The 26,830-nt window shown below is 62.1% G+C and carries 16 protein-coding genes; 11 read left to right on the top strand and 5 right to left on the bottom strand.

The annotated features are described in order from the left end of the window. The first annotated feature begins 187 nt into the window (after nucleotides 1–187). The 7 genes from LCU97_RS22025 to LCU97_RS21995 all read left to right on the top strand — a co-directional run bounded on the left by LCU97_RS22025 (nucleotide 188) and on the right by LCU97_RS21995 (nucleotide 13,293). Nucleotides 188–5,659, top strand: coding sequence for a trifunctional serine/threonine-protein kinase/ATP-binding protein/sensor histidine kinase (locus LCU97_RS22025; RefSeq protein ID WP_232777759.1), 5,472 nt, complete (start codon nucleotides 188–190; stop codon nucleotides 5,657–5,659). A 146-nt stretch (nucleotides 5,660–5,805) separates the two neighbouring features. Next, nucleotides 5,806–6,264, top strand: coding sequence for a lecithin retinol acyltransferase family protein (locus tag LCU97_RS22020; RefSeq protein ID WP_332875348.1), 459 nt, complete (start codon nucleotides 5,806–5,808; stop codon nucleotides 6,262–6,264). A gap of 71 nt (nucleotides 6,265–6,335) precedes the next feature. Beyond that, the gene (locus tag LCU97_RS22015) at nucleotides 6,336–6,989 is read left to right on the top strand and encodes a response regulator transcription factor (RefSeq protein ID WP_053156956.1); all 654 of its coding nucleotides are present in this window, start codon (nucleotides 6,336–6,338) and stop codon (nucleotides 6,987–6,989) included. A gap of 217 nt (nucleotides 6,990–7,206) precedes the next feature. Further along, on the top strand, nucleotides 7,207–8,610 hold the full coding sequence (gene gabP / locus LCU97_RS22010) for a GABA permease (protein ID WP_053156953.1): 1,404 nt from the start codon (nucleotides 7,207–7,209) through the stop codon (nucleotides 8,608–8,610). Nucleotides 8,611–8,856: 246 nt separating this feature from the next. Continuing rightward, a complete protein-coding gene (locus LCU97_RS22005) occupies nucleotides 8,857–10,578 on the top strand; it encodes a type I secretion system permease/ATPase (protein WP_053156950.1) in 1,722 nt (573 codons plus the stop codon). Then, nucleotides 10,571–11,941 carry an HlyD family type I secretion periplasmic adaptor subunit gene (locus tag LCU97_RS22000; RefSeq protein ID WP_053156947.1) on the top strand — a complete coding sequence of 457 codons (1,371 nt, stop codon included), beginning with the start codon at nucleotides 10,571–10,573 and terminating at the stop codon, nucleotides 11,939–11,941. Before LCU97_RS22005 ends, LCU97_RS22000 begins: the two co-directional genes overlap by 8 nt. Before the next feature lie 2 nt (nucleotides 11,942–11,943). Then, the gene (locus tag LCU97_RS21995; RefSeq protein WP_053156937.1) at nucleotides 11,944–13,293 is read left to right on the top strand and encodes a TolC family outer membrane protein; all 1,350 of its coding nucleotides are present in this window, start codon (nucleotides 11,944–11,946) and stop codon (nucleotides 13,291–13,293) included. An 81-nt stretch (nucleotides 13,294–13,374) separates the two neighbouring features. On the opposite strand, the gene LCU97_RS21990 is transcribed toward LCU97_RS21995, so the two are convergent. Then, a complete protein-coding gene (locus LCU97_RS21990) occupies nucleotides 13,375–18,990 on the bottom strand; it encodes a putative Ig domain-containing protein (protein ID WP_232777758.1) in 5,616 nt (1,871 codons plus the stop codon). Between the two features lie 288 nt (nucleotides 18,991–19,278). Here LCU97_RS21990 and LCU97_RS21985 point away from each other — a divergent pair, with 288 nt between their 5' ends. From LCU97_RS21985 to hemN, 3 genes are all read left to right on the top strand, one after another. After that, nucleotides 19,279–19,722: a CopD family copper resistance protein gene (locus LCU97_RS21985; RefSeq protein WP_232777757.1), complete on the top strand. Its 444-nt coding sequence runs from the start codon at nucleotides 19,279–19,281 to the stop codon at nucleotides 19,720–19,722. Between the two features lie 93 nt (nucleotides 19,723–19,815). Continuing rightward, the gene (locus tag LCU97_RS21980; RefSeq protein ID WP_232777756.1) at nucleotides 19,816–21,138 is read left to right on the top strand and encodes an oxygen-independent coproporphyrinogen III oxidase; all 1,323 of its coding nucleotides are present in this window, start codon (nucleotides 19,816–19,818) and stop codon (nucleotides 21,136–21,138) included. Continuing rightward, nucleotides 21,135–22,523 (top strand): oxygen-independent coproporphyrinogen III oxidase, encoded by a 1,389-nt coding sequence (gene hemN / locus LCU97_RS21975; RefSeq protein WP_232777755.1) that lies wholly within the window; start codon nucleotides 21,135–21,137, stop codon nucleotides 22,521–22,523. Before LCU97_RS21980 ends, hemN begins: the two co-directional genes overlap by 4 nt. 34 nt (nucleotides 22,524–22,557) lie before the next feature. On the opposite strand, the gene LCU97_RS21970 is transcribed toward hemN, so the two are convergent. From LCU97_RS21970 to LCU97_RS21960, 3 genes are all read right to left on the bottom strand, one after another. Next, on the bottom strand, nucleotides 22,558–22,764 hold the full coding sequence (locus LCU97_RS21970; RefSeq protein WP_053156925.1) for a hypothetical protein: 207 nt from the start codon (nucleotides 22,762–22,764) through the stop codon (nucleotides 22,558–22,560). A 6-nt stretch (nucleotides 22,765–22,770) separates the two neighbouring features. Next, entirely contained in the window at nucleotides 22,771–24,195 is a 1,425-nt protein-coding gene (gene adeC / locus LCU97_RS21965; RefSeq protein WP_053156922.1) for an AdeC/AdeK/OprM family multidrug efflux complex outer membrane factor, read from the bottom strand. A gap of 85 nt (nucleotides 24,196–24,280) precedes the next feature. Next, the gene (locus LCU97_RS21960; protein ID WP_053158812.1) at nucleotides 24,281–25,108 is read right to left on the bottom strand and encodes a helix-turn-helix transcriptional regulator; all 828 of its coding nucleotides are present in this window, start codon (nucleotides 25,106–25,108) and stop codon (nucleotides 24,281–24,283) included. Between the two features lie 104 nt (nucleotides 25,109–25,212). On the opposite strand from LCU97_RS21960, the gene LCU97_RS21955 reads away from it, so the two are divergent. Next, a complete protein-coding gene (locus tag LCU97_RS21955) occupies nucleotides 25,213–25,644 on the top strand; it encodes a hypothetical protein (protein WP_232777754.1) in 432 nt (143 codons plus the stop codon). Here the strand turns inward: LCU97_RS21955 and LCU97_RS21950 are convergent. Then, nucleotides 25,612–26,799 (bottom strand): FAD-dependent monooxygenase, encoded by a 1,188-nt coding sequence (locus tag LCU97_RS21950; RefSeq protein WP_232777753.1) that lies wholly within the window; start codon nucleotides 26,797–26,799, stop codon nucleotides 25,612–25,614. The two genes, LCU97_RS21955 and LCU97_RS21950, sit on opposite strands and share 33 nt — an antisense overlap. Nucleotides 26,800–26,830: the final 31 nt, after the last annotated feature.

The raw sequence follows: 26,830 nt of genomic DNA, 5'->3' as shown, positions 1-26,830 counted from the left end.
GGTCGCTCGTGGCAGCGCCTGTCGTGACTACACCATACGCGCTCTCGCGAGAGGCAAAAGTATACCTGCGTATAACCTGTTAAGACCTAAGATTCGGGCTCGAGGTCGCCCAATAAAATCGCTGGGAAGGGCTTTGACCAAAGGGTAATCTACAAGGCGGTCACACGACCGTACCGGTGGAAACAACATGCAAATACTCTGGGACGATGGCGAGCGTATCTTCTGTCGGCAAACCCGTTCGGGTGCCGACGGGCAGGGACCGGTCCTGGTTGCCCGACCTGCCGGCGAGCAACCACGCCCCGGCTGCCTCGGGCGTCTGGCTCACGAGTTCGGCCTCAAGGACGAACTGGACGGCAGCTGGTCGGTACGGCCGGTGGCAATGTTGCGCGAAGGCGGCCAGGTGCAGTTGGTGCTTGAGGACCCCGGCGGCGTCCCACTTTCGCAGTTACTGATCGCGCCGATGGAAACGGCCACGTTCCTGCGCCTTGCAGTGAGCATCGCGGTGGCCTTGGGCAAGCTGCATCAGAGCGGCCTCGTTCACAAGGACATCAAGCCCAGCCATATCCTGGTGAATTGCTGCGATGGTCAGGCCCGGCTCACCGGTTTCGGCCTCGCTTCACGGTTGCCACGGGAACGCCAGGCGCCGGAGACGCTGGCCGGCACGCTCGCCTATATGGCGCCCGAGCAGACCGGCAGGATGAACCGCTCGATCGATTCACGCAGCGACCTTTATTCTTTCGGCGTCACGCTTTACCAGATGCTGACCGGCTCGTTGCCGTACAACGCGGCGGACCCGATCGAGTGGGTGCACTGCCACATTGCCAAGAAGGCCCTGTCGCCCCGCGAGCGGATCGGGACCGTGCCCGATGTGCTGTCACGCCTGGTCATGAAGCTGCTCGCCAAGACCGCCGAGGAACGCTACCAGACGGCCGCCAGTGTCGAGCATGATCTGCGCCGATGCCTGGAGGACTGGCAGCAGCGTTGCGAGATCAATGACTTTGCCTTGGCCGAACAGGGCACCTCGGACCGGTTGCTGATCCCCGAAAAGCTCTACGGCCGTGAGCAGGAAGTGGAGGCCCTGGTCGGCGCGTTTTCCCGGATCGTCAACAGCAGCGCACCGGAGCTGGTGTTGGTCAGCGGTTATTCGGGCATCGGCAAGTCTTCGGTGGTCAACGAACTGCACAAATCGCTGGTGCCGCCGCGCGGGCTCTTCGCCAGTGGCAAGTTCGATCAATACCGCCGCGATGTTCCGTATTCGACGCTGGTACAGGCCTTCCAGACCCTGGTTCGCACCCTGCTGGGCAAAAGTGACACAGAATTGGCGAGCTGGCGCGAGGCCCTGCTCCATGCGCTGGATGCCAACGCACGGCTCATGACCGACCTTATTCCCGAGCTCAAACTTATTATCGGCGAGCCGCCGGTGGTGCCGGTACTCGACCCGCAACAGGAGCAACGTCGCTTCCTGCTGGTGTTCCGCCGTTTCATCGGCGTGTTCGCCCGTGAAGACCATCCGCTGGCCTTGTTCCTCGACGACCTGCAATGGCTCGACGCCGCGACCCTCGACCTGCTGGAAGACCTGTTGACCAGCACCGACGTGCGGCACCTGATGCTGGTCGGCGCCTACCGCAGCAACGAGGTGGACGTCAGTCACCCGTTGGCCTCCAAGCTCCGGGCCATCCGGAGCGCGGGAGGCAAGGTCAGCGAAATCATCCTCAAGCCCCTGGCGAAGGTGCATGTCGAACAACTGATCGCCGAGGCGCTCCACGACGACCTCGCCCGCATCGAACCCCTGGCGCAGCTGGTGCTGGATAAAACCGCGGGCAACCCGTTCTTCGTCATCCAGTTCTTGCAGGCCCTCGCCGAGGAGCGACTGCTGACCTTCGATCATGGGGCTCGGCAATGGTGGTGGGACCCGGATCGGATCCACGCCAAGGGCTATACCGACAACATCGTCGACCTGATGGTCGGCAAACTTGTACGCTTGCCGCCGCGGACGCAACAGGCCCTGCAGCAGTTGGCGTGCCTGGGAAACGTCGCCAGTTCCAAAACGCTTTCGAAGGTGCTGGGTCTCCTCAAGACCGAGGTCAAGGCGGTGCTATGGGAGGCGATCCGCCAGGAAATGATCGAGCGGTTGGACGGTACCTACCGCTTCGTCCATGACCGTATCCATGAGGCGGCTTATTCGCTGATACCCCTGGACGATCGCGCCGAGGCTCATCTGCGTATCGGGCGCCTGCTCGCCGCGCAGACGCCCGAGCAGGCGCGGGAGGAGGCGATCTTCGAAATCGTCGGCCAGCTCAATCGCGGCGCCGCCTTGATCAGCGACCCGGACGAGCGTGAGCAACTGGCGCACTTCAATCTGATTGCCGGCCAGCGGGCGAAGGCGTCGACGGCCTATGCTTCGGCGCTCAGCTACCTTGCCGCCGGGATGCGTTTGCTGGACGACGATTGCTGGACCCGCCGGCATGGGCTGATCTTCGCGCTGGCCTTGAGTCGGGCCGAGTGCGAACTCCTGACCGGCCAGCTCAGCGTCGCCGACCAGTGCCTGACGGCATTGGCGGATCGCGCCGAAACCGTGATCGAACGGGCCAGCGTTGCCTGTCTGTTGATGGATGTCTACCTGCTGCAGGACCGTAGCGACGGCGCGGTGGCGGTTTGCCTGGATTACCTGCGACACGTGGGCATCGAGTGGTCGGCTCATCCGAGCGACGCCCAAGTGCGCGAGGAATACGAGCGCATCGGCTCGTTGCTCGGCGGGCGGGCCATCGAAGACCTCATCGATCTGCCGCTGATGGAGGACCCGACGTCCCTCATGACCGCCAACGCCTTGGGCAAGCTTTTCGCACCGGCCTTGCAGAGCGACGCGAACCTGGCGGACTTGCTGATCTGCAAGGCGGTCAACCTGAGCCTGGAGCGGGGTAACTGCGATGCCTCCTGTGTGCTCTATGCCAATTTCTTCAGGGTGGCCGGCCGGCGGTTCGGCGACTACCAAATGGGGTTCCGGTTTGGCCAGCTCGGTTGCGACCTGGTCGAACAACGTGGCCTGACACGATTCGAGGCCAGTACCTACCTTTGTTTTTCCTGTTTTGCCGTGCGCTGGATGAAACCGGTGACGCAATGTCGCGACCTGTTACGCCGTTCCTTCGCGGCGGCGAACCGGATCGGCGATCTGCCCTATGGCGCCTATGCGGGCAATAACCTCACCGCCGACCTGTTGCTGGCGGGCGAGCCTCTGCTCGATGTTCAAGGGGAAGCCGAGCGCGGCCTGGCGTATGCCAGGAAGGTGCGCTTCGGGTTGGTGACTGATTTCATCGTCACTCAATTGACCCTGATCCGTATGCTGCGGGGAACGACGCACACCTTTGGACGTCTGGACGACGGCGAGGTTGACGAGTCGGCCACCGAGGCGCATTTATCCGCCAACCCGGATCTGGTCCTGGCCGAATGCTTGTACTGGGTTCGCAAGTTGCAGGCGCGCTTCCTGGCCGGTGAGCCTGAAGCGGCCCTGGAAGCGGCGACTCGGGCCCAGGGGTTGCTCTGGGTCTGCCAGGCCTTCTGCGAAGAAGCCGAATATCACTTTTATGGAGCGCTGGCACGGGCTGCTCGCTGCGATGGCCTGCCGGTGGGCGATCATGATCAGCACTTGAGCGCAATGGCGGCTTCGCACCAATGGCTCAAGACCTGGGCGCAGCAATGTCCCGAGAATTTCGCCTGTCGCGCTGCTCTGGTTGGTGCTGAAATCGCTCGCGTCGAGGGCCGGGTCATCGAGGCTGAGATGCTCTATGAAGAAGCCTTGCATAGCGCCCGGCAGAGCGGTTTTGTTCATGTCGAGGCGCTGGCCAATGAACTCGCCTCTCGTTTCTACGCGGCGCGCGGTTTTGCCAGGATCGCTCGCGTCTACATGCAGGACGCCCGTTATGGCTATCTGCGTTGGGGCGCTGATGGCAAGGTACGGCAGCTGGAGAACGAGTGTCCGTTCTTGAGGGCCGAGGAACCGGTGCTCGGTCCGACGACCACCATGACGACGCCGGTCGAGCACCTGGACCTGGCGACCGTACTGAAGGTGTCCCAGGCCGTGTCGGGGGAAATCCTGCTGGACAGACTCATCGACACCATCATGGGCACGGCGATCGAACAGGCCGGTGCCGAGCGCGGGGTGTTGATCCTGTCGGATGCCGGCGGACCACGGATCGTCGCCCAGGTGAGCTCGGGGGGCGACGCAACGCAAGTGCGGGATACGCCGATCAGCGCGGCGCGGCTGCCGGAGTCGATTCTTTACCATGTCCTGCGTACCCGGGAGAGCGTCGTGCTTGATGACGCCGTGGCCGAAACGGCGTTCGCCACGGACCCCTATGTCCGTCAGCAGCGCGCCCGTTCGATTCTCTGCCTGCCATTGATGAACCAGGCCAAGCTGGTGGGCGCGCTTTATCTTGAAAACAATCTTGCCGCCCATGTGTTCAGTCCGGCTCGGATCGCCGTGCTGAAACTGGTGGCGTCTCAGGCTGCCATTTCCCTGGAGAACGCCCGGCTGTACCGCGAGGTCGCCGAACGTGAAGCGAAGGTTCGGCGCCTGGTGGACGCCAACATCATCGGGATCCTCGTCTGGAGCGCCGACGGTGACATCATCGAAGCCAACGATGCATTCCTGCGCATGTTGGGCTACGAGCGCGCCGACCTTGCCGGCGGCCGCCTGCGCTGGCGAGACCTGACGGTGCCGGAGTTCCGCGAACTCAGCGACCGCTCTCTGGCCCAGGCACTGCTGACCGGACATGCCCGGCCCTATGAGAAGGAATATTTCAGGAAAGACGGCAGTCACCTACCGGTCATCGTGGGCTTGGCCCTGTTCGAGGCCGGCAGCCGGGAAGGGGTCGCTTTCGTACTGGATCTGACCGAGCGCCGGCAGGCGGAAGAGCGAATCCGCGAGAGCGAACGGCGGTATCGCGAGGTGCAAACCGAACTGGCCCATGCCAACCGCGTGGCGACCATGGGCCAGTTGGTGGCTTCGATTGCCCATGAAGTCAACCAGCCGATTGCCGCGGCCATTCTCAATGCCAACGCCGCGTTGCGCTGGCTGAATGCCCAACCGCCGGAAATCGAAGAGGTCCGGCAGGTGCTCGACCGGCTAATCAACGATGCCAACCGGGCGGCGGACGTGTTGGGTCGAATTCGCGGCCATATTCGCAAGGCGCCGCCGGAAAAAGGACCGGTGGATATCAATGCGGCTATCGCTGAAATGATCGAGTTCACGCGGGGCCAGATCCTCAAGAGTGGCGCCCGCATCGACATACAACTCATGGAAGGTTTGCCCCTCATCGAGGGCGACCGCGTCGAGCTGCAACAGGTGCTGCTCAACCTGATCATGAACGCGTTGGAAGCCATGGCTGGCGTCGGCGAGGGCGAACGGCACCTGGTCATCTGTACGATGCCAGGCGAGGAGGGCAGTATCCTGGTGAGCGTCAGCGATTCGGGACCTGGGTTCGCGACGCCAAGCACCGATTTGGTGTTCACCTCGTTCTACACCACCAAGCCCACGGGCCTGGGGTTGGGATTGTCGATCTGTCGCTCGATCATCGAGGCCCACGGCGGCTGCCTGAGTGCTGGCGCCAATCAACCTCGCGGCGCCACGGTTCGCTTCACGCTGCCTATCGCACAACGGTGAATGTGCTCCCACAGGTACCGGATGCCTGCTTAATACTTAAGTTTAAAAATCGCATATCAATCGATCATGCGAAACAGGCGCAGGTACAAATGAAGTGCGGTGAACCCGGCGATATATTCCGCAGCAAGCACTGCGGAGTACCTGTCATGAATTACTTGACCTCCATGGCTGATGTTTCACTCAAACCGGTCAATCCAGAACAGCCCGCAGACCAGGTGCCGATTGGCGCTCACCTGGTCAGCCCGCGACGGTTCTACCTGCACCACGGGATCTACCTGGGCGGTGCACAGGTTGCCCATTACTCGGGATTCAGCAGTACGTTCAGGTCGGGCCCGATCGAGGTGATCGACCTTGAGCAGTTCGCCAGCGGCAAGCCGGTCTGGATCCTTCAGGAACCCTGCAACTATTCCAACGAAGAGGTGGCACGTCGGGCGCGCTCGAGGCTGGGTGAAAACCGTTATCACGTGTTTTCCAATAACTGCGAGCACTTCTGCAGTTGGTGCGTCAGTGGCAGAAGCTACAGTGCGCAAGTCAACGCCTGGTTCCATCGTCCCGGTGAATTGTTGGCGTTGATTGCGGCGTTGCGGCCCTACTTCATTGCGTAGTCTTGGATGAAGCTTTCCGGGCGGGCCCCTGTGCTACACTTTTTTCCCTGTCCATCCCAAGAGGATCGCGCATGAGCGGCAATGTCTCATCCCATGAACGGGGCAACAAAGGTTCCATTGTGTTCGTGGTGGATGACGATGCCTCCATTCGCGATGCACTGAGTAACCTCTTGCGCTCTGTCGGGAACCACGTCGAGACGTTTGCTTCCACGGCGGAATTTCTCCGGCAACCGAAGGCTGACTGCGCCAGTTGCCTGATTCTCGATGTGCGGCTGCAAGGCAGCAGCGGTCTGGATTTCCAGAACCAATTGGCCGCCTCGGACGCCAATATCCCCATTATTTTTATCACCGGCCACGGTGACATCGAAATGTCCGTCAAGGCGATGAAGGCTGGCGCCGTGGACTTCCTGGCCAAGCCGTTCCGCGAACAGGATCTGTTGGACGCGGTGAGCGCCGCGCTCCAGGCCGATATCAAGCGTCGGGAAACCGAGCAGCAATTGGCGGACCTGCACGCCCATTACCAGACACTGACCGCTCGCGAAAAAGAGGTGATGGCGTTCGCCGCCCAGGGCCTGATGAACAAGCAGATTGCCGGGCAGATGAACCTGAGCGAAATCACCGTGAAGATCCATCGAGCCCATGCAATGAAGAAAATGCATGCCAAGTCTTTTGCGGACCTGGTGCGAATGGCCGAGTCCTTGGGCGCGACACGACTAAAGCCTTGAACGTTTTCACATAACCTGTTGGAGCACGCCTGCTCGCGATGGCGGTGAGGCAGCCCCACACATGGCCAAATGCTACGCCGGAAATGGCGAGATCAGGCAAAAAAAGAGCGCATACAGGCAGCACGACCGACCGGTCAGGCGGGTAACGTGGCGGACGGTTTCGTCCCTGCGTCGGTGCCTCGGTACGTTTCAAGCAATCACAAAAGAGAATAAGAAAATGACCAGCCCCAGTTTCAAGGATTCGAACGGCCATCTGGCACAGGGCTTCAAGCCTCGACACGTCACCATGTTGTCCATCGCCGGGATTATCGGCGCCGGTCTGTTCGTCGGCTCGGGGCATGCCATTGCGGCGGCGGGGCCGGCGGTGCTGCTGGCCTATCTGTTTTCCGGCCTGCTGGTGGTGCTGGTGATGCGGATGCTCGGGGAAATGGCGGTGGCCCGCCCGGACACCGGCTCTTTCTCCACCTACGCCGACCAGGCCATCGGACGTTGGGCGGGCTTTACCATCGGGTGGCTCTACTGGTGGTTCTGGGTGCTGGTGATACCCATCGAGGCGCTGGCCGCCGGGCATGTATTGAATCAATGGTTTCCCTCCATCGACGCCTGGTTCTTCGCCTCGGTATCGATTGTTGCCCTGGCCGTGACCAACCTGTTCAGCGTGTCCAAGTACGGTGAGTTCGAATTCTGGTTCGCCATGGCCAAGGTCGTGGCGATCATCGGTTTCATTTCCCTGGGGTTCGCGGTCCTGATGGGCTGGATTCCCGAGCGGGAAGCCAGCGGTCTGAGTCGCCTGATGCAAGAGCATGGCGGTTTCGCACCCAATGGCTTGTCGGCGGTAGTCGGTGCCTTCATCACCATCATGTTCAGCTTCATCGGGACAGAAGCCGTGACTATCGCGGCGGCGGAATCCGATAACCCCGCCCAGAATATCGCCAAGGCAACGCGCTCGGTGATCTGGCGCATCGGCGTGTTCTACCTGCTGTCGATCTTCGTGGTCATTTCCGTGGTGCCCTGGAACGATCCGCTCCTGGCTTCAGTGGGTTCCTACCAGCGTGCGCTGGAATTGATGAACATTCCCCACGCCAAGTTCATGGTGGATGCGGTGGTGTTGATTGCAGTGGCCAGTTGCATGAACTCCTCGATCTACATTGCTTCGCGCATGTTGTATTCCCTCGCACGACGTGGCGATGCACCAAAATCGTTGAAAGTGACATCGTCGGCGGGCGTGCCAAGGGCTGCCGTGATCGCCAGTACTGTGCTGGGGGCGGGTATCACCTTGTTCAGCTATTTCATGCCCGCCGGGCTGTTCCAGTTTCTGCTCGCCAGTTCCGGCGCCATCGCCTTGCTGGTGTATCTGGTGATCGCTATCTCGCAACTGCGCATGCGCCGGATGCTGCGTCGCCAGAACGTTGAGCTGACCTTTCGCATGTGGCTGTTTCCCTGGTTGACCTGGGTGGTGATCGCGTTCATCTCGGCGGCTCTGGCGGTCATGATGATCACGCCCGAGCACCGTAGCGAAGTGAGTTCCACCCTGGGTCTGGCGCTGATCATTTCCTTCATCGGGCTGGTGACGTCGCGTCAGCACTCCCCAGTGAAGGGAGCGGTTACCCTGGGGTCGTAGTCATGCTGCAAGGAGCCCTGTCGAGGTGCTGACAGGGTCTCGATCCTTCCAGCTGTTTCAAGTCTGAAACAGCTTCTCCGGTGTCTGACATCCGCCTGTCACCCGCCTCGAAACCCCACCTGTCGAACCGGCACTAACTCGCGGCGGCGTTGTCAGTAATGGGCGCCTGTGGTGCTCGCCTTCGGGCAAATAACTCGCGATGGATTGCGTCCTGGACCGACTATTCCTTTGGCGGGTTGCCACTCTATGGCTTTGCTACTCGATCCGCGTCATGACATCGATGCCGCCTTGTTGAGCTATCGCAAGGTGTTCTGGGCGCTGGCGCTGTTCAGCGGTGTGATCAATCTGCTGGTGCTGGTGCCATCGCTCTACATGATGCAGGTCTATGACCGTGTCCTGACCAGTCGCAACGAAACCACCTTGTTCATGCTGACTCTGATCGCCCTGGGGCTGTTCATGTTCAGTGCCCTGATCGAGTGGGTGCGCGGCGAGGTGATGATCCGCATGAGCGCTGGGTTGGACGAGGCCTTGGGCGAGCGGATTTTCGACGCCGCGTTCGCCCGCAGCCTGCGCGAACACAACGCCAACCCGGCCCAGGTGCTCACGGATCTGGCCACGCTGCGGCAATTGATTACCGGCCAGGGCCTGATCGCCTTGCTCGATGCGCCGTGGCTGCCGATTTTCCTGTTGGTGGCGTTCATCTTCCATCCCTGGTTCGGTGTGTTGACGCTGGTGCTCGCGCTGGTGCTCATCGGTCTGGCGTTGTGGGGTGAGTTGGCGACTCGGGGGCGCCTGGGTGAAGCCAACCGGCTGGGCGTGCAGTCGGCCGCTTACGTCAACAGCACGCTGCACAATGCCGAGGTCATCCAGGCCCTGGGTATGCTCGGGTCATTGCGCCAACGCTGGAGCCTGTTGCAGCAGCGCATCATTGCCGCCCAGGCCCATGCCAGCGACCGCAGTGCCCGTATCACCTCGACAACCCGTTTCGTACGTATCTCCGGGCAGTCCCTGGCCCTGGGCCTGGGGGCGTTGCTGGTGCTCGAAGGCCAGCTTTCGGCGGGCATGATGATCGCCATGTCGCTGCTGCTGGGACGAGCCCTGGCGCCGGTGGAAATCGCCATCGGTTCGTGGAAGCAATTCAATGCCGGCCGCCAGAGCTATCAGCGTCTGAGCCAGTTGCTGGCCCAGCATCCCCGCGAACGCCTGCGCATGCCGTTGCCGCCGCCCACCGGCGCGGTGCGCCTGGAGCAGCTGTATGTCGGCCCGCCCGGTTCGACACAGCCGATATTGCGAGGGATCAACTTCAGCCTGAACAAGGGTGAAGTGCTGGCGGTCGTCGGTCCCAGCGCCAGCGGCAAGTCGACCCTGGCCAGGGCGCTGGTCGGCGTATGGCCGCCCCTGGGGGGATCGGTGCGCCTGGACAACGCCGAGATCAGCCAATGGTCCCACGATGCCCTCGGCCCGCACCTGGGCTACCTGCCTCAAGACATCGAACTGTTCGATGGCAGCGTGGCCGACAACATTGCCCGCTTCGGCGAGCAGGACGCCGACAAGATCATTGCCGCCAGCCGTCACGCCGGTATCCACGAAATGATCCTGAGGTTTCCCCTGGGTTATGACACGCCGCTGGGTCCCGGCGGGCTTGGTTTGTCCGGTGGGCAGAAACAACGTCTCGGCCTGGCCCGCGCGCTTTATGGGCACCCGTCGCTGATCGTGCTCGACGAGCCCAACTCCAACCTCGACGAAGCCGGCGAACTGGCGCTGGTGCAGGCCATCAATGCGCTGAAAGCCGCTGGCAGCACCGTGGTGCTGATTACCCATCGACCGACCGTGCTGGCGGTGGTCGATCACATCCTGGTGCTCAAGGACGGCATGCAACAGGCGTTCGGTCCCCGGGACCGGGTGCTCAAGGCGCTGATGCCTGGGCCGCGGCCGACAGCAGTGAGGGAAGCGGGCGAAGATGCGTGACTTGACTCCGAATACACAAGCGTTCAGCGAGCAGGGGCTGAGCGTGCGCAACGTCGCGGCACTGCCGGGCGCCAGCACCGATGCGAGCGGGGCTGCCCGTTATGGCGTGGGCTTCCTGGTCCTGGCTTTGGGCGGTGCGTTGCTTTGGGCCTGCCTGGCACCGCTGGACCAGGGCGTCGTCGGCAGCGGCACCGTGGTGGTGGCCGGCGAGCGCAAGGCGGTGCAGTCGTTGGTGGGCGGCGTGGTGGAGAAACTGTTGGTGAGCGATGGCGACCGCGTCAGCCAGGGGCAATTACTGGTGCAGCTCAACACCGTGCAGGCGCAGTCGCAGCTGGACGTGACCCTGGGCAAACTGCTCAACGACCGTAGCATCGAGGCACGACTGATCGCCGAGCGCCTGGGCGCTGCCGAGATCCAGTGGCCCGCGCAATTGCTCGAACGCGCTGACGAGCCGCGGGTCAAGGCGGCCATGGCGTTGCAGAGCCAACTGTTCCTGACTCGCCGCGCTGAGTTGGGCAGCCGTTTGCAGATCATCGAGCATGAAGTGGCGGCGTTGCAGCAGCAGTTGCTCGGCTACGAAGGCGTCAAGCGCAACTACGACGCGCAGATGCGCTTCCAGCAACAGGAACTGGAGGGACTGCGGGACCTGGCGCGTGAGGGTTATGTACCGCGCAACAAACTCTTCGAGGCTGAACGCAATGCCGCGCAACTGGCTGGCCAGATTGCCTCCGGGGTCGGCGATATCGGCAGGACCCGGCAGGCGATCAACGAGAGCCGGCTCAAGGCGTTGCAGGCACAACAGGAGTTCCGGCGTGACGCCGAAACCCAGCTCAGCGAGGTGTCCGCCGAGGCGGCGGGGTATGCCGAGCAGATCCGCGCCTTGCAGTTCGAAGTCGACAACGGTGCCATCCGTGCGCCGGCGGCCGGGCAAGTGATGGACGTGAACATCCACACGGTCGGCGGCGTTGTCCAGGCCGGCCAGACCTTGATGCAAGTGGTGCCTCTGGATGCGCCCATGGCGATCACGGCGCGTTTCGAGCCGCTGATGGCCAACAAGTTGCGACCGGGGCTGCCGGTGCATGTGCATTTCACCGCCTTGCAACGTGTCGATACGCCAACGGTGACGGGCACGGTGAGTACGGTGTCGGCGGATCAGTTGATCGATGAGCAGACGCACCAGCCGTATTTCTCGGCCAAGGTGGAAATCGGCGCCGATACCGTTGCCGCGCTGCAGTCCGCCGGGTTGCTGGTGCGTCCCGGCATGCTGGCCGATGTCACGGTGGTGACGGGGGAACGCACGCTGATGAACTACTTGATGAAACCGTTGCGCGAACGCTTGCTGGCGGCTTTTAAAGAGGAATGAGCATGACCCACCGTTGTCTTTATCGCGCCCGGATGTTGTTGAGTCTGTGCACCGGTTGGGCGGTGATCAGCCCCTCCTGGGGCGCCGAGGCAGGGCTGAGCCTGACCGCCGCGTACGATGCTTCACGGCTCAACGATCCGACCGTGCAGTCGGCGGCCCATGCTTTCGAGGCTTCCCGGCATGAAGAAGCCATCGGGCGAGGCGGGCTCTATCCGCAAGTGTCCCTGACTTCACGCTATGGCTACGGTGGACGTACCGATGGCGGCGACGACAGCGGTTATGTCAACAGCAACGACTACCAGGCCAATAACGTGTCCCTGGTGGCGCAACAACCGCTCTATGACAAGGGGCGCTGGGCCGCTTATCAGGAGGGCAAGGCGCGGGGGCGACTGGGCAGCCAAGTGTTCGATGTGGCCGGGCAGACCCTGTATGACCGGGTCGCCAAGGGTTATTTCGACGTCGCCCGGGCCGAGAACGAGATCAAGCTGATCGCCCAGCAGAAAGCCGCCATCAATGGATTGGTCACGCAGAGCAAAAAGCTGTTCCAGGGAGGGCAGGGGGCGATCACCGACATCGACGAGGCCCAGGCGCGGCTCGATCTGGTGGAGGCCCAGGAAGCCGAGGCCCAGGCGCGTCGGGTGGCGGCGTTGCGGGCGTTGTCGGGGCGTGCCAGCGTGCCTATCGATGACATTCTGCCGATGCGCGAGGAGCTTGCCGCCAGCAGCCCGATCCCGCCGGAGCAGGACCTGCGTTACTGGACGGCCATCGCCCGTGAAGCCAGCCCCGAGCTGGCAGCCCGGCTGGCGGCGGTGAAAGTGGCCGAGGCGCAGGCCGACAGCCAGCGTGCCGGGCACTATCCGACCTTGTCCCTCACCACCCAATTGACCCGTCGGGAAACCCGCCAGTACCAGGAGCTCGATCCACGCCAGGATACCTACTACGTGGGAGTGCAGCTGGATATTCCGCTGTACCGCGGCGGCGCGGTACGGGCTTCGGTGGCCAAGGCCGAGGCGCAACTGGCCGGTGCCCAGTCGGACTACGACGTGCAACGCCAACAACTGGCGGAGGATATCGAAACCGATTACCAGGGCGTGGTGGCCGGGTTTGCCAAGAGCAAGGCCATGCAACGGGCGGTGGAATCCAACCAGCGGGCGCTGACCTCGACGGAAAAAGGCTTCCAGGGTGGCGTGCGCTCCACTGTCGACATCCTCGACGCTCAGCAACGGGTCTTCCAGGCCCGTCGAGATCTGCTCAACACCAAGCTCGATATGCTGCAAAGCTACGTGAGCCTGCACACCCACACCGGGCAGATGAGTCGTGCTGTACTGGAACAGGTGCAAGCGCTTTTCTGAGTCAGCTATCGCCATCGCGGGCAAGGCTCGCCCGCGATAGCGGTGGGTCAGCTGCCTCGGGCCTCGCCGGTCCAAACCTCCTCAGGCGGTAAAGTCACTGGCATGCAACTCCTTGACGCCGACCAGTTCGAACTCGAACTCCGCCGTGGCGTCGGCGTCGACGCTGCCGTAGAGGATGCCATCGACAAAGCGCAGTTGGCCGGTGGCGTTGGTGGCGTCGAAGGCATTGCTGCCGATGAACGTGAAAGTGTCGACGGTGGCGGTCAGCGGGTTGGCGTCCAGGCCGGTCAAGTCCAGGTGGTCCAGCTCCGTGCTCTTGAAGCCGCTGATCACATCGCGCAACGCACCCACGCCCATCTCCGACAACGCCGAAAACGCATAGGTATCGGCGCCGGTGCCACCGCTCAGGTTGTCGGTGCCCGCGCCGCCGATCAGCCGGTCATCCCCCGAGCCGCCCACCAGCACGTCGTTGCCCGCGCCACCGTTCAGGATGTTCCCGGCGCTGTTGCCGGTCAGGGTGTCGGCGTAGGCACTGCCGGTCAGGTTCTCGATGTACTTCAAGGTATCGAGGCCCGAGCCCACGGTGTTCTGTTGCGAGGACGTCGAAAGGGTCACGGTGACGCCCGCCAGGGCACGTTCGAATGATGCAGTGTCGTTGCCGTCACGCCCGTCCAGCACATTGTCGCCGGCACCCGCGAACAGGGTGTTGTCCAGCGCGTTGCCCGTGCCATTGGCCGCGCCGGCGCCAGCGATGTACAGGTTCTCGACGTTGTTGGCGAGGGTGTAGGCCGCGAGGCTGCTGTGGACGCTATCGACCCCGCCGGTCAACGCATTGACGTTGGTCTCGATCACGGTGTCGCTGGCATTGTCCACGTAGTACGTGTCATCGCCGTCGCCGCCACTGGTGCTGTCGGCTCCGGCGGCGCCATCGAGCACGTTGTTGGCGGCGTTGCCGGTGATGAAGTTGCGTCGCTCATTGCCGGTGCCGTCGATGTCCGAGACGCCGGTGAGCACCAGGTTCTCGAGGTTGGCGCCCAGGGTCCAACTGACCGATGCCTGTACCGTATCGATCTGCGAGGTCGAAGTGTTGGTCTCCACCACGCTGTCGAAGGCGTTATCGACGATGTAGATATCGTTGCCATCGCCCCCGGTCAGGGTGTCGGCACCCAGGTCACCGTCCAGCGTATCGTTGCCGGAACTGCCCACCAGGGTATCCGCCTGGTCGGTGCCGACAATCATCCCGCCTTCATTCTGGGCGTTGTCGAAAATGTCCTGCACACTGTTGTTGTCGTTGGGGTTGCCCTGGAAGCCCAGGTCATCGGCAATGTAGTCCGCCAGGCGCTGGCCGACGATTTCCGCCGACTCCTCGTGCAGATGCCAGACATCATCCGGGTACACCAGCGGATCGACTTCGTAGCGCAGGGGCAGGTCGGTGTAGTCCACCGCCAGCTTGACATCCGCGCGCTCGGCGGCGATGGCCTCCTGGGCGGCACGGACATAACCCACTCCGTCGACGATGGCGGCGATTTTCTCTTCGGAATAACCCCGGGCACGCGCCGCATCCTGCTCGTAGTGACCGGTCTCCATCAGGTACACGTTGAAATTGCCGAACTGGGCATGCAAGTAGTCGAACACTTTCAGGGTCGCCGCCTTGTAGGCTGCGGCGGCTGCCGCTTTGTCCGTCGAGCGGGCGATTTCCTGGGCGGCTTCCTCGCCCTGGCCCCAGATGATGCCCATGGTGACGTTGTCGATGGCCTTGAGTTCGGTGAGCTGGTCGCGCAACAACGTCACGGCACGCAACAGCGCCGGTCCGGGTTGGTTGGTATCGGTCAGCCACCAGCACAGCTTCAGTTCGTCGGGGCCCAGGGTCGACAGGCCGTTGACTGTGCTGCCACCCACCGCGATGTCGATGCCATTGCCGTCGGCATCGGTGAACTGGCTGCGCACGTCATAGGTCGTGTACCTGTCCAGGTCGTTGACCAGCATTGACGTGCCGGATTGATCGTCGTCCTCGGTCATGCGCAGTAGCCGCGCATTGGATTGGCCGAGGGTCGGCAGATAGAGAATGTCCTGCTGGGCGCGCTCGCCGAAGACGAAGTCGTTGGCGGTCAGGGTGTTGAGGTAGTTGCCGTTGAGGGCGATTTCGAAGCGGTTGCCGTCGGCGTCGGCCTCGGCGGACTTGATGTAGGTTTTGTCGCCCGCCGAGTTCAACGTCATGTAGAGCGTGCCGTTGCTGCCATCGCCGAGGCCGGTGAAGCCCAGGCTGGACACGTCGATCTTGTCCATGCCCATGGTGAAGTCATAGACCGTGTCAGTGGCCGTGACACCGCCGGTGTCGTAGTCGCGGTAGCTGTCGAGCACGTTGCTGTAGCGGAAGGTGTCGGCACCATCGCCGCCGTACAGCGAATCCCGTCCGGCACCGCCATCGACGATGTCCGCGCCGGCAGCGGCCTTGATCGTGTCGTTGCCACCCAGTCCGAGTATCAAGTCCGCGCCTGCCGTGCCATTGAGGGTTTCGGCGTTGTTGGTTCCGGTGACGGTGTTGGCGGGGGCGTCGGCCACCACCAGGGCGAAGTTGTCGCTGACCGAGGCACCCGAGGGGTCGGTGGCCTTCACCAGCACGTCGTAGCTGCCCGCGGCGGTGCTGGTGGGCGTGCCGCTGAAGCTCAGGCTGGTGGCGTTGAATTTCAGCCACGAGGGCAGGGCGCTGCCGTCGGCGAGGGTCGCGGTGTAGGTCAGAACATCCTGGTTGGCGTCGGTGAAGCTGTCATGGGCCACGGTGTAGCTGAACGGCGTGTTTTCACTGGCCGTCTGGTCGAGCAATGGAATCGTCACCACCGGCGCGACGTTGCTTGGTGTGTTCTGGTCGGCGAAGACGAAATGGGAGGCGGTCAGGCTATTGAGCAGGTTGCCCGCCAGTGAGACTTCGAAGCGGTTGCCGTTGGCATCGACGGTCAGGTCCTTGAGGTAGGTCCGGTTGGTCGAGGAGCTGTAGGTCACTTGCAACGTGCCATTGAGGCCGTTGCCCAGACCGGTGTAGCCAAGTGTCGAGACGTCGATCTTGTCGGCGGCCACATCGAAGTCCAGGATCTGGTCACTGACGCTGGTCGAACTGGTGCGGTAGCTGTCGAGTCTGGAGGTGAAGCGGAATACATCGGCGCCCGCGCCGCCGGTGAGTTTGTCCACGCCGGTGCCACCCACCAGGATGTCATTACCAGCGCCGCCGTTGAGCGTGTCGTTGCCGGCGCCCCCGAACAGTTGCTCGTTGGCCGCGGTGCCGGTAAGCGTGTCGTTGTTCGGCGTGCCGTTGATCACGATGGGGGCGGCGGGCGCATCCTGCACGGCCAGGGTAAAACTGTCGCTGACGCTGGCATTGCTGCCGTCGGTCGCGGTGACCTGGATGGCGTAGGTGCCCGATGCCGTGTCGCTGGGCGTGCCGCTGAAAGTGCGGGTGGCCGCATCGAACACCAGCCAGCTGGGCAGTGCGCTGCCATCGGCCAGTTTGGCGGTGTAGCTGAGGCTGTCATTGTCCGGGTCGCTGAAGCTGGTAGCCGGTACCACGTAGCTGAATGGCGTTTTTTCCGTTGCGTTCTGGTCCAGCAGCGGCGTCGCCACCACGGGGGCCTGGTTGGTCGGGGACGAGGTGGCGAACACGAAATTGGCGCTGGTCAGCGTGTTGAGGTAGTTGCCGTCCAACGCCACTTCGAAGCGGTTGCCATTGGCATCGGCGGTGAGGGACTTGATATAGGTTTTGGTACCGGCGCTGTTGAGCACCAGGTACACGGTGTCGTTCTTGCCGTCACCCAGGCCGGTAAAGCCCATCGCAGAGAGGTCGATCTTGTCGGAGGCCACGTTGAAATCGGTGATCAGGTCGCCGAGGTTGGCGCCTCCGGTGTTGTAGTTGCGGTAGCTGTCCAGACGGTTGGAGAACACGAACGTGTCCGCTCCGGCACCGCCGGTCAACGTGTCCATGCCAGCACCGCCATCGAGCTTGTCATCGCCCGCAACGCCGCTGAGGCTGTCGTTGCCCGCCAGGCCGAGCAGGGTGTCGGCCGCATCGCTGCCCGTCAGCGAGTCGTTGCCGCTGGTGCCGGTGACCACGCGATTGAAGATGAAATTGCTGGCGGTCAGGGTGCTGGCCAGGTTGCCGGACAGAATCAGTTCGAAGCGATTGCCACTGGCATCGGCATCGTAGTCCTTGATGTAGGTGCGGTCGCTGGTGGCGCTGTAGCTGACCTGCAGGGTGCCGCCACGGCCATTGCCCAGGCCGGTGAAGCCCAGGTCGGCGAGGTCGATCTTGTCCTGGGTGACGTCGAAATCGGTGATCGTGTCATCGAAGCTGGACGTGGCGTTACGGTAGCTGTCGGACTGGCTGGCGAAGCGGAAGGTATCGGCGCCGGTACCACCGGTGAGTTTATCGACGCCCGCGCCGCCCACCAGGATGTCGCCGCCGGCGCCGCCATTGATGGTGTCATTGCCCGCGCCGCCGTAGAAAATCTCGCTGGCGCTGCTGCCCAGCAGGGTGTCGTTGCCGGCCGTGCCTTGCACGGTGGTCATCGGCACCGTGGCGCTGACGTAGCTGCCATCACCATAGACCAGCGTGGCGCCCTTGCTGGTGTGGCTGATGGTGTTGGCGATGATGGCGTTGCGATCCGTGCCGTCCTCGTTGCGTTCGGCTACCCCGTAGGTCGACAGGTCACTGCCGCTGATGAGGTTGCCCTGGATGAGGTTGTCGCTGCCGTTGAAGTATTTGCCGGAGACGCCCAGGGTGTCGTCGTAGGACTGGATGATGATTTCCGGTACGGCGCCGCCGAGGGCGTTGTTGTTCAGGGTGTTGTCGATAATGTCGACGTGGTTGCTGCCGTATATGCGGATCCCGGCGCTGGCGTTGTCATGGATGTCCACGCCGGTGACGTCGACTTCGCTGGACAGCTTGATCAGCACGCCTTCGGCACCGTTGCCATAGACCTCGCCCCCCGTGATGGTGATGTTGCTGGGGGAGGGGATGTCCTCGCTGCCGCGCTGGACCACGATGCCGTTGCCGCCGTTGTCGTAGGCGATGTTGTTGGTCAGGGTAAAATCATGGGTGCTGGTGACGACGTTGAATCCGTGGCGGTCGTTGTTGTAGGCGACGTTGTTTTCGAAGGTGCTGTCGCTGAGGAAATCCGCCACGAAGCCGTCCAGGCCGTTGCCATGGGACACGCTGTTCTTGATGACCATGTTGACGGTCTGCTCGTGGGGGTCGAAGCCGTATCCGGAGCAGTCCTTGATCTCGACGCTGTCGATCGTGACGTTGGAGTCATAGCCTTCTTCGCCTGGTATGTATCCATTGAACCAACCGTCGACCTTGCCGGTGGTGCTGTCGCGGTTGCCGTCGATGGTGAGATTGCTGACGCCGAAATCGTGGGTTTCCTCGCCATAGGCCGAGCGGATGATGCCGGTGATCTTGGTGTCGGAGCCATCGGCCAGCTTGACCGTGGTGTCGCCCATGCCGTCGCCGTACAGATAGACGTTGCTCTTGAGCATCAGGCAACCGTCGGACGGTTCCTCGCCTCCCGAAACAATGTAGGTCCCGGTGGGCATATACACCTGGCCCCCGCCGGCGGCGGCCGCCGCATCGATCGCAGCCTGGATGGCTGCGGTGTCATCGGTAATACCGTCTCCTTTGGCGCCAAAATTTTGTACGTTGAAAATCATGAGCTTATCTCCGTATCGGGCTGGAACCACGGTAAATGCCAATATTCCATCGGCGACCACGGAGTTAGGACCCGGCGGAGCGGGAAAGTTGTGACCGCACATCGGGAGAAGTGTCAAAAAGCTGAACTAACGGATCAGCGGTCGGGAACTACGGATTGGAAAATAACGTTCTGTTGACGCATGACCTGTGGGAGCAGGTATTCAGGACTTTGTTGACTGGCATCAAATCGGGATGACGGGGGCACGCGGTAGCCTCGGGATAAACCCTCCGCCGGTGAAGAATCCCCCATGAGTTATCCGCTGTTTCTGACGTTGCACCTGTTCGCCGCGCTGGTCTTCGTCGGCACGGTGTTTTTCGAAGTGCTGTTCCTGGAGAGCATCCGCAAGCAACTGCCCGCCAAGGTCATGGTGCTGTTGGAACAGGGTATCAGCCAGCGAGCGCGGCAATTGATGCCCTGGGTGTTGCTGGTGCTGTTCGGGGCGGGCGTTGCAATGGTCTGGCTGCGCTACTGGCCCGCGCTGATATCGCCCATGCACTCATCGTTCGGTTTGCTGCTGGGGCTGAAGATTCTTCTGGCAGGCAGCGTACTGGGGCATTTTTTCTGGGCCATGTGGCTGTTCAGGCGCGGTCGGATGAATGCCCATTGTGTCCGGATCATCCATACCCGCGTGTTCTTGCATCTGGTGGCAATCGTGCTGCTGGCCAAGGCCATGTTCTACGTCGCCTGGTAAGCCGATGGTGTGGGGTTCCGGGCGCTTGATACAGGTCAAGGTGAGGAGCTGGCTCAAGACGGACAATGTCCCGGCAACCACTCGGAGATTGTCATGTTCGACCTGTTTCATAAATTCCACGGAGGTGTCGGCTCCCTCGACCTGCTCCGGGGGTTGCGCGACAGTCGTCGCAAGTGCCGGCCGTTGTCGCTGTCGGTGCACCTGCCGTCGCGTTTGAGGCTGGCGTCCTGCTCGCCACTGGCCAGCGTCTGCCGATGCGCCGAAATCGACGTTTATCTGCAACGCCTGAAGTACGAGATGGGCCTGGTCGGCTGTCATCTGGGGGCAGGCCGCAGCGTCGAGCAGTTCTGGCTGACCGGAGGGACGCCGGTGATCGCTCATTTGCAGCAACTGATGGGCGATCTGCGCAAGCGCTTTGACTTTTCCGAGAGCGGCGACCATAGCATCGAAGTGGACCTGCACCACACCGACTGGGCAACCATGGGTTTGATACGCGACCAGGGTTTCACCCATGTCAGCATCGGTGTGCCCGACATGGGCGTCGACCGGGACATGGCGGTGGACTGCTATCAGAACCCGGCCCCGATCCATTCGCTGATCGACGCGGCGCGAACCTTCGGTTTTCGCTCGGTCAACATCGACCTCGGCTATGGTCATGCCTGGCAGACGCCCCGCAGTTTTGCCGTGAAATTGGCGACGTTGATCGAACTGGAGCCGGATCGCTTGCATGTGTTCGATTACGCCAGAGCGCCCTGGCGCTACCGTTCGGTCAACGCCGGAGCGGTGGAAGCCTTTTGTAGCCAGTCCGACAAGGACGCCATGGCGCGGATCTGCTGCGAACAGTTGCTCGAAGCGGGCTATCACTACATCGGCCAAGGGCAGTTCGTCAGGGCCGACGATGACCTGGCGGTTGCCCAGGAACATGGACGGCTGCATCGCAATTGCCAAGGGTTTACCCGACACGGTTGTTGCGATCATGTGGGGTTCGGGCTGGCGGCCGTCTCTCAGATCGAACATCTGTACGTACAGAACACCGAGGACCTGCTGCAGTACCGCCAGCAACTGGACGCCGGACAGCTACCGGTCTGGCGTGGCTGGCGTTGCGAAGCCCAGGACCGGATCCGCGCGACGGTGACCGAACACCTGGCCTGTGACCTGGAGCTGGATATCCCCGCCATCGAGGCACGTTTCGGGCTGGATTTTCGCGAACACTTCGCCTCGATCTGGCCGCAACTGCAAACCTTGCATGCCAAGGGATCGATCGAATTGTCGAGCCGCTTCATCGGCATCCTGCCGGCCGGACGACTGGACGTGGACGCGATCTGCGAACTGTTCGACCCCCGTCCGGACGAGGCCGGAACGGCGCCCTTCGACCCGATACTTGACCCGACTTCTCGAGAACTGAATCCACCATGAATGCCCCCTCCGGTTTCAACCGCGCCCTGGTCGAGAAATACGACCGTCCGGGGCCACGCTACACGTCCTATCCCACCGCGCCGCAGTTCCATCAGGCATTTGCCATGGATGAGTATCGCCAGGCGGCCCAGCGCAGCAACCAGGCACCGATCCCCAAGCCGTTATCGGTGTACATCCATATCCCGTTCTGCCAAAGCCTTTGCTATTACTGCGCGTGCAACAAGATCATTACCCGCAAGACCCACCGCGCGGCCGAATACCTGACGTACCTCAAGCGGGAAATCGCCTTGCAGGCAGCGTTGTTCGACCGCTCGCGCAAGCTGACCCAACTTCACCTGGGCGGTGGTACTCCGACCTACCTGTCCCATGAACAACTGGCCGATCTGATGGGCTGCCTGCGCCAGGCCTTCGACATGGATGACAGCGACGCCCATGAGTTCTCCATCGAGGTCGACCCGCGCACCATCGGTGCCGAACGGGTGCGGGGCTTGCGGCAATTGGGGTTCAACCGTCTGAGCTTCGGTGTTCAGGATTTCGATGCCCAGGTGCAGGCCGCGGTGAATCGGGTGCAAAGCGAAGCGCAGGTTGCGCAATTGGTGGAGGCCGCCCGTCTGGCGCGCTTCAAGTCGGTCAGTGTCGATTTGATCTACGGCCTGCCATTGCAAACCGTCGCCAGTTTCGACGTTACCCTGAGCAAGATCATCGCGCTGCGTCCCGACCGGATCGCCGCCTACAGCTACGCGCACCTGCCGCAGCGGGTGAGGGCGCAACGGATGATCCGGCCGGAAGACATGCCGCCACCGGAGCGCAAGCTGGAGCTGCTGGAGCTGACCATCAATCGCCTGACCGAGGCCGGTTACGTCTACATCGGCATGGACCACTTCGCCCTGCCGGACGATGAACTGGTGCGTGCACGAGCCGAAGGCACCTTGCAGCGCAATTTCCAGGGCTACTCGACCCATGCCGATTGTGACCTGATCGGTCTCGGGGTCTCTTCAATCGGCAAGGTCGACGACAGCTATAACCAGAACGTCAAGGAACTTTCCCAATACTACGCGCGCCTGGAGCAGGGGCTGCTGCCGGTGCAGCGTGGCTATCGCCTGAGCGCCGACGACTGTGTGCGGCGCGAAGTCATCAGTGAGTTGATGTGTCATGGAAGGATCGACTTCGCCCGCATCGAGGCCGTCCATGGCGTTCGTTTCACCGACTACTTCGCCGATGCGCTGGTCCGGCTTCAGGAGCAGGTACGCGACCAACTGGTGCAGATCCATCCCGACACACTGGTGCTGCTGCCCCAGGGGCAGTTGATGATGCGCAGCGTCGCGATGGCCTTCGATGCCTATCTGGAGGCGGCCCCGACGGTCCAGTATTCGCGAACGGTCTGACCACAAGCCGTGCGGGGGAGGGTCTCTCATTCCCTCAGGTGTTTTCGCCGCCAGGGTCTACGGAGGCAGGGATCAGGTCGCGTATCGCATAGAAACCCTGTACCAGGCGTTTCTTGGCCCGGTACTCGCACAGGAGTAACAGGGTGTCGGGCAGTTGGGAGATGGACGAGGCGTGCTTGACCACCATGGTCTTGCCTCCCGAGCGTAAGCGAACCAGCGTTCCGGGTTCGAATGTACCCATCATCAGTCACCTCGCAGTCAGCGTCTGTGTGCGTTCGAGCCAACCCCCACCCAGCGCCTTGTACAGGTTGACTTCGGCGAGCAACTGGGCCAAACGATCGACGATAAGCGTCTGGCGGGCGCTGAACAGCGAACGTTGTGCATCGAGAAACGTCAGGCTGCTGTCGACGCCGATACGGTACCGGCGCTCCGCCAGCCTGTAATAGTCCTGGTTGGCCTGTACCAGATCGTTCTGTGCGATCAGCTGGTCCTTATAGGTCTTGCGGGCCGCCAGGCCATCGGATACTTCCTGGAAGGCGGTCTGGATCGATTTTTCATACTGCGATACACGAATGTCTTTCTGAATCTTCGAATAATCCAGGCTCGCCCGCAGGCTGCCCGCATTGAAGATCGGCAGGTTGATCTGGGGTTGGAACAGCCAGGTGCCCGATCCCCCCTTGAACAATCCCGACAACTCGTTGCTCGAACTGCCGGCGTTGGCGGTCAGGCTGATGCTCGGGAAGAACGCGGCACGGGCGGCCCCGATGTTGGCGTTGGCCGATTGCAGCAGGTATTCGGCCTCGAGGATATCCGGTCGCCGTTGCAGCAAGTCCGAAGGCAGGCCCGCTGGGACTTCGGCCAGCAAGTCCTCCGACAATGCCCGGGCAGGCAGGTCATCGGCGACCGATGCGCCGACCAGCAGGGTGAGGTTGTTGAAGTCCTGGGCCACCTGGCGCTGGAACTTGGCGAGGCTGGCCCTGGCGCTTTCCACCGAGGTTCGCGACTGGCTCAGGTCCAGGGCCGAGGCAGTGCCGACCTGATTGCTGCGCTCTGTCAGGCGCAGGCTCTGTTCGAAGGATTGGAGGGTGTCGCGGGTCAGCGCCAGCAATTCCTGATCGGCACGCCAGGTCAGGTAGGCGCTGGCGACACTGGCTACCAGGCTCAGCTGGGTGCTGCGACGGGCTTCTTCACTGGACAGGTAGACGAGCGAGGCCTGGTCGCTGAGGCTGCGGATGCGTCCGAACAGGTCGAGTTCATAAGCGCTGATGCCCAGCGTGGCGGAGTACGAACTGCTGATTGCGGAATCGCCGGTCTGTGTGATGCTGGCGGGCACCCGCTGGCGCGAACCGGCGCCGGTGGCACTGACTGCCGGGAACAGATCTGCACGCTGGATCCGGTATTGCGCCTGGTAGGCCTGGACGTTCAGGGCCGCCACGCGCAAGTCGCGGTTGTTGCGCAGTGCGCTCTCGATGAGTTGTTGCAGCGCCGGATCACGAAACAGGTCGCGCCAGCCCTGGTCGGCCGCGACAGGTCCTGATAGTGCCGGAGCATAGGCCGACGTTTGCGGATACTGCGCGGCGACAGGGGCCGCGGGGCGCTGGTAGTCCGGAATCAGCGAACAGCCGCCGAGCAGCAAGGTGGCGGCTGTCAGAGGGCTCAAGAATTTATGCATCGACCTGTCTCAATAGTGCCTGCTCAAGCCCCGTTGGCACGGGCAGGCGGGGTCTGTCGGGGCAGCGGCCTTGCGCGCCGGTTCGTCATGATCCGATCATCCATTTCGCCAGCCCGTGCCGCCCGCTGACGCCAAGCTTGGCTGCGGCACGCTTGAGGTAGGTTTCGATGGAGCTGTTCTTGACCTGGAGTTTTTCCGCGATCTCCGGAACCGTGCCACCGGCCAGAAGCCCCAGGCAGACTTCTTTTTCCCGCACCGACAGCGTGACGTCGCACGGGCTCAACCGTTCATCGAAATCACGCTGCAGTTGCGTTTGCTCCGCGGCATTGAGCGAGTGACCCGAAGCACCGCCAGGGGCCTTGACGCTTGACTGGCGATTGAGATGGGCATGGCGCTCCGCCAGTGGCAGCAAGGTTTCGGAGAGGTATTTCAGAAAGGACAGTTCCTGAAGGGAAAAGTCACGGTGCAGTTGCGGTCGGTGCAGCGAGATCACGCAACGGCGGTTGCCTTTACGGGAAATCAGGCTGCATTGGTGGGACGTACCGAGGCAGGTGTTACCCCTTTCGTCCTTCATCCTGGCGCCCAGGTGGATCAGCAGGGCGTCGTCTACTTCCAGCACCCGTTTCACCAGGGGGTGGTCGTTGCGCTGGACCGCGGTGGTGGGACAGACGGATTGCATCTCGGGGCTTTTTTGCAGGCCCGCGTCCCCCAGCAACTGCACATCGAGAACGCTCGTCTGAGTATCGTCAACTGTCCATTCGCTCAGTTCGAGTCGACTGACAGGCACCGATGCTTCGATCAGCTGGTGCATGTTGGTCAAGAAACTCTCGTGTCCGACACTTGAAATCAGCCTTCCTAGCTCTGCGTAGATGTGCGTGTTTTGCGCACCTCCAAAAACCGCATGTCGATTCATATGCTTATCCTGCATATCGAAACTGCTTTGCATTTCAGTGATCGTTGACGGAGGAAAATCCGACCGCTTCCCAAAATGCTGAAGCCTTTCTGGATTAATACCTGTTGATCAATATCACCTGTGAATCCATTCGCATGAAAAACGATTCAGCTGGTGGGACTATTAAGCATTCTCATGTAGGAAAAATCTGTAAGGGAAAACAGGGACATCGTGTGGAGCGGGAGGGGCGTTGTCTGACCGACGACACCAGACCAGATTCCGCCAGTGCGGAAATCAGTTTCCGCACTGGCGGTTTGGCAGGGGCTTTTTGCGATTCGAAAATCCTTATTAAACCAATGAACTGCGCAGCTATCGGGCTCATTCGAGTGACGTCCTGTCCGTTTTTTGGCGGTGTTGCGGCGGATCGTTCCGGACAGCAGGGGCCGGAATCTGAGTTCCAATTATGGAGGGCTCCGTCGGATTTTGAATTTTTTTTTCATTTTTTGTCTATGCGTGAGTCAATTTCAGTCATTGACGTAGTCAGGGATCGGCTGTAAGCCGCCCTTGAATGACAGGATGTCGAGGTTTTTCTTGCGCCAGCTGCTTTGCGGGACCAGGCGGAAATACAGTTCCCTGACCCAGCAGGCAACCGCCGATTCGGCCTGTTCGATACCGCTCATGAAGCGAGCGGCGTTGACGATCCCGTTGGCCCGGGGCAGTCGATACGCCTGGTAGAGGGCCAGCGCGGTGCGCAAGTCCGGCGTTTGCGCCAGCCGGTCGGCCAGTACCACCGCGTCTTCGATCGCTTGTGCCGCGCCTTGGCCCAGGCTGGGCAACATCGGATGGGCTGCATCGCCCAGCAGCACCACGTGCCCGTCGCAGAACTGTTTGACCGGAGGACGATCCCGGGCGTGCATTTTCAGTAATGCATTCTCGGGGGTGGCCTCGATGGCTGCCATGACTTCCGGCGCCCAGCCGGCATAAGTCGCCCGGACCTCTTGTTTATTGACGTTCAAGGCGGCGTGCGCGGCATTATCGTGGTTGCAGGTTCCCCACCAGTACGCCTGGCCGTCCCCTACGTCACACAACCCGAAGCGTTTGCCACGGCCCCAGTAATGCGCCACATAGCCTTCGCTCATCACTGGATGGCTGAAGGGCGTTACCGCCAGCCACGCGATATAGCCAGAGGCGCGTGTGGGCGTCTCGCCGAGCATCTGCTGGCGGACAACCGAATTGAGGCCGTCGGCGCCGATCAGCAGGTCCGCCTCGTGGCTGCTGCCATCCTCGAACCGCACTGTCACGCCGTCCGGGCGATGGGCGTAGCCCACACAACGCAATCCGGTGATCAGCGTGTCGGGTGCGAGCTGCGCGGCGAGGGCGCGCAGCAACAGTGGGCGCTGGATATTCACGCTGGGGTGGCCCAGTTGTTCGCCGATCTCATGGATCGGCATGCGGGTGATGGGCGTGCCGTTTTGTCTCTTGAAGCAGAACTGGCGGATTGCCTGGCCAGCCTGTTCCACGGGCAGGTGGGCATCGATGGCGTGCAGCGCCGCCATCGCATTGGCCATGATGGACAATCCGGTGCCGCCGGTTCGGAGCGTCTGGGCCGCTTCGAAGACCCTGACCTGCCAACCTGCTCGTTGCAGGGCGATGGCCGCGGTCAGCCCACCGATGCCGGCGCCTGCCACGATGGCTTTCCTGGGTTCAGTCATGTCGTTCACCTTTTTTCGAATGGGGGGTGAT

This window comes from Pseudomonas uvaldensis, from assembly GCF_021271205.1.
Taxonomy (GTDB): Bacteria; Pseudomonadota; Gammaproteobacteria; order Pseudomonadales; family Pseudomonadaceae; genus Aquipseudomonas; species Aquipseudomonas uvaldensis.
The sequence above is the reverse complement of the archived record's forward strand: the minus strand, read 5'-3'. Positions and strand labels throughout refer to the sequence as shown.

Excerpts from the sequence above, each read along its gene's own strand:
- LCU97_RS22025 (WP_232777759.1), top strand. The coding sequence starts at position 188 with ATGCAAATACTCTGGGACGATGGCGAGCGTATCTTCTGTCGGCAAACC.
- LCU97_RS22020 (WP_332875348.1), top strand. The coding sequence starts at position 5,806 with ATGAATTACTTGACCTCCATGGCTGATGTTTCACTCAAACCGGTCAAT.
- LCU97_RS22015 (WP_053156956.1), top strand. The coding sequence starts at position 6,336 with ATGAGCGGCAATGTCTCATCCCATGAACGGGGCAACAAAGGTTCCATT.
- gabP (WP_053156953.1), top strand. The coding sequence starts at position 7,207 with ATGACCAGCCCCAGTTTCAAGGATTCGAACGGCCATCTGGCACAGGGC.
- LCU97_RS22005 (WP_053156950.1), top strand. The coding sequence starts at position 8,857 with ATGGCTTTGCTACTCGATCCGCGTCATGACATCGATGCCGCCTTGTTG.
- LCU97_RS22000 (WP_053156947.1), top strand. The coding sequence starts at position 10,571 with ATGCGTGACTTGACTCCGAATACACAAGCGTTCAGCGAGCAGGGGCTG.
- LCU97_RS21995 (WP_053156937.1), top strand. The coding sequence starts at position 11,944 with ATGACCCACCGTTGTCTTTATCGCGCCCGGATGTTGTTGAGTCTGTGC.
- LCU97_RS21990 (WP_232777758.1), bottom strand. The coding sequence starts at position 18,990 with ATGATTTTCAACGTACAAAATTTTGGCGCCAAAGGAGACGGTATTACC.
- LCU97_RS21985 (WP_232777757.1), top strand. The coding sequence starts at position 19,279 with ATGAGTTATCCGCTGTTTCTGACGTTGCACCTGTTCGCCGCGCTGGTC.
- LCU97_RS21980 (WP_232777756.1), top strand. The coding sequence starts at position 19,816 with ATGTTCGACCTGTTTCATAAATTCCACGGAGGTGTCGGCTCCCTCGAC.
- hemN (WP_232777755.1), top strand. The coding sequence starts at position 21,135 with ATGAATGCCCCCTCCGGTTTCAACCGCGCCCTGGTCGAGAAATACGAC.
- LCU97_RS21970 (WP_053156925.1), bottom strand. The coding sequence starts at position 22,764 with ATGGGTACATTCGAACCCGGAACGCTGGTTCGCTTACGCTCGGGAGGC.
- adeC (WP_053156922.1), bottom strand. The coding sequence starts at position 24,195 with ATGCATAAATTCTTGAGCCCTCTGACAGCCGCCACCTTGCTGCTCGGC.
- LCU97_RS21960 (WP_053158812.1), bottom strand. The coding sequence starts at position 25,108 with ATGAATCGACATGCGGTTTTTGGAGGTGCGCAAAACACGCACATCTAC.
- LCU97_RS21950 (WP_232777753.1), bottom strand. The coding sequence starts at position 26,799 with ATGACTGAACCCAGGAAAGCCATCGTGGCAGGCGCCGGCATCGGTGGG.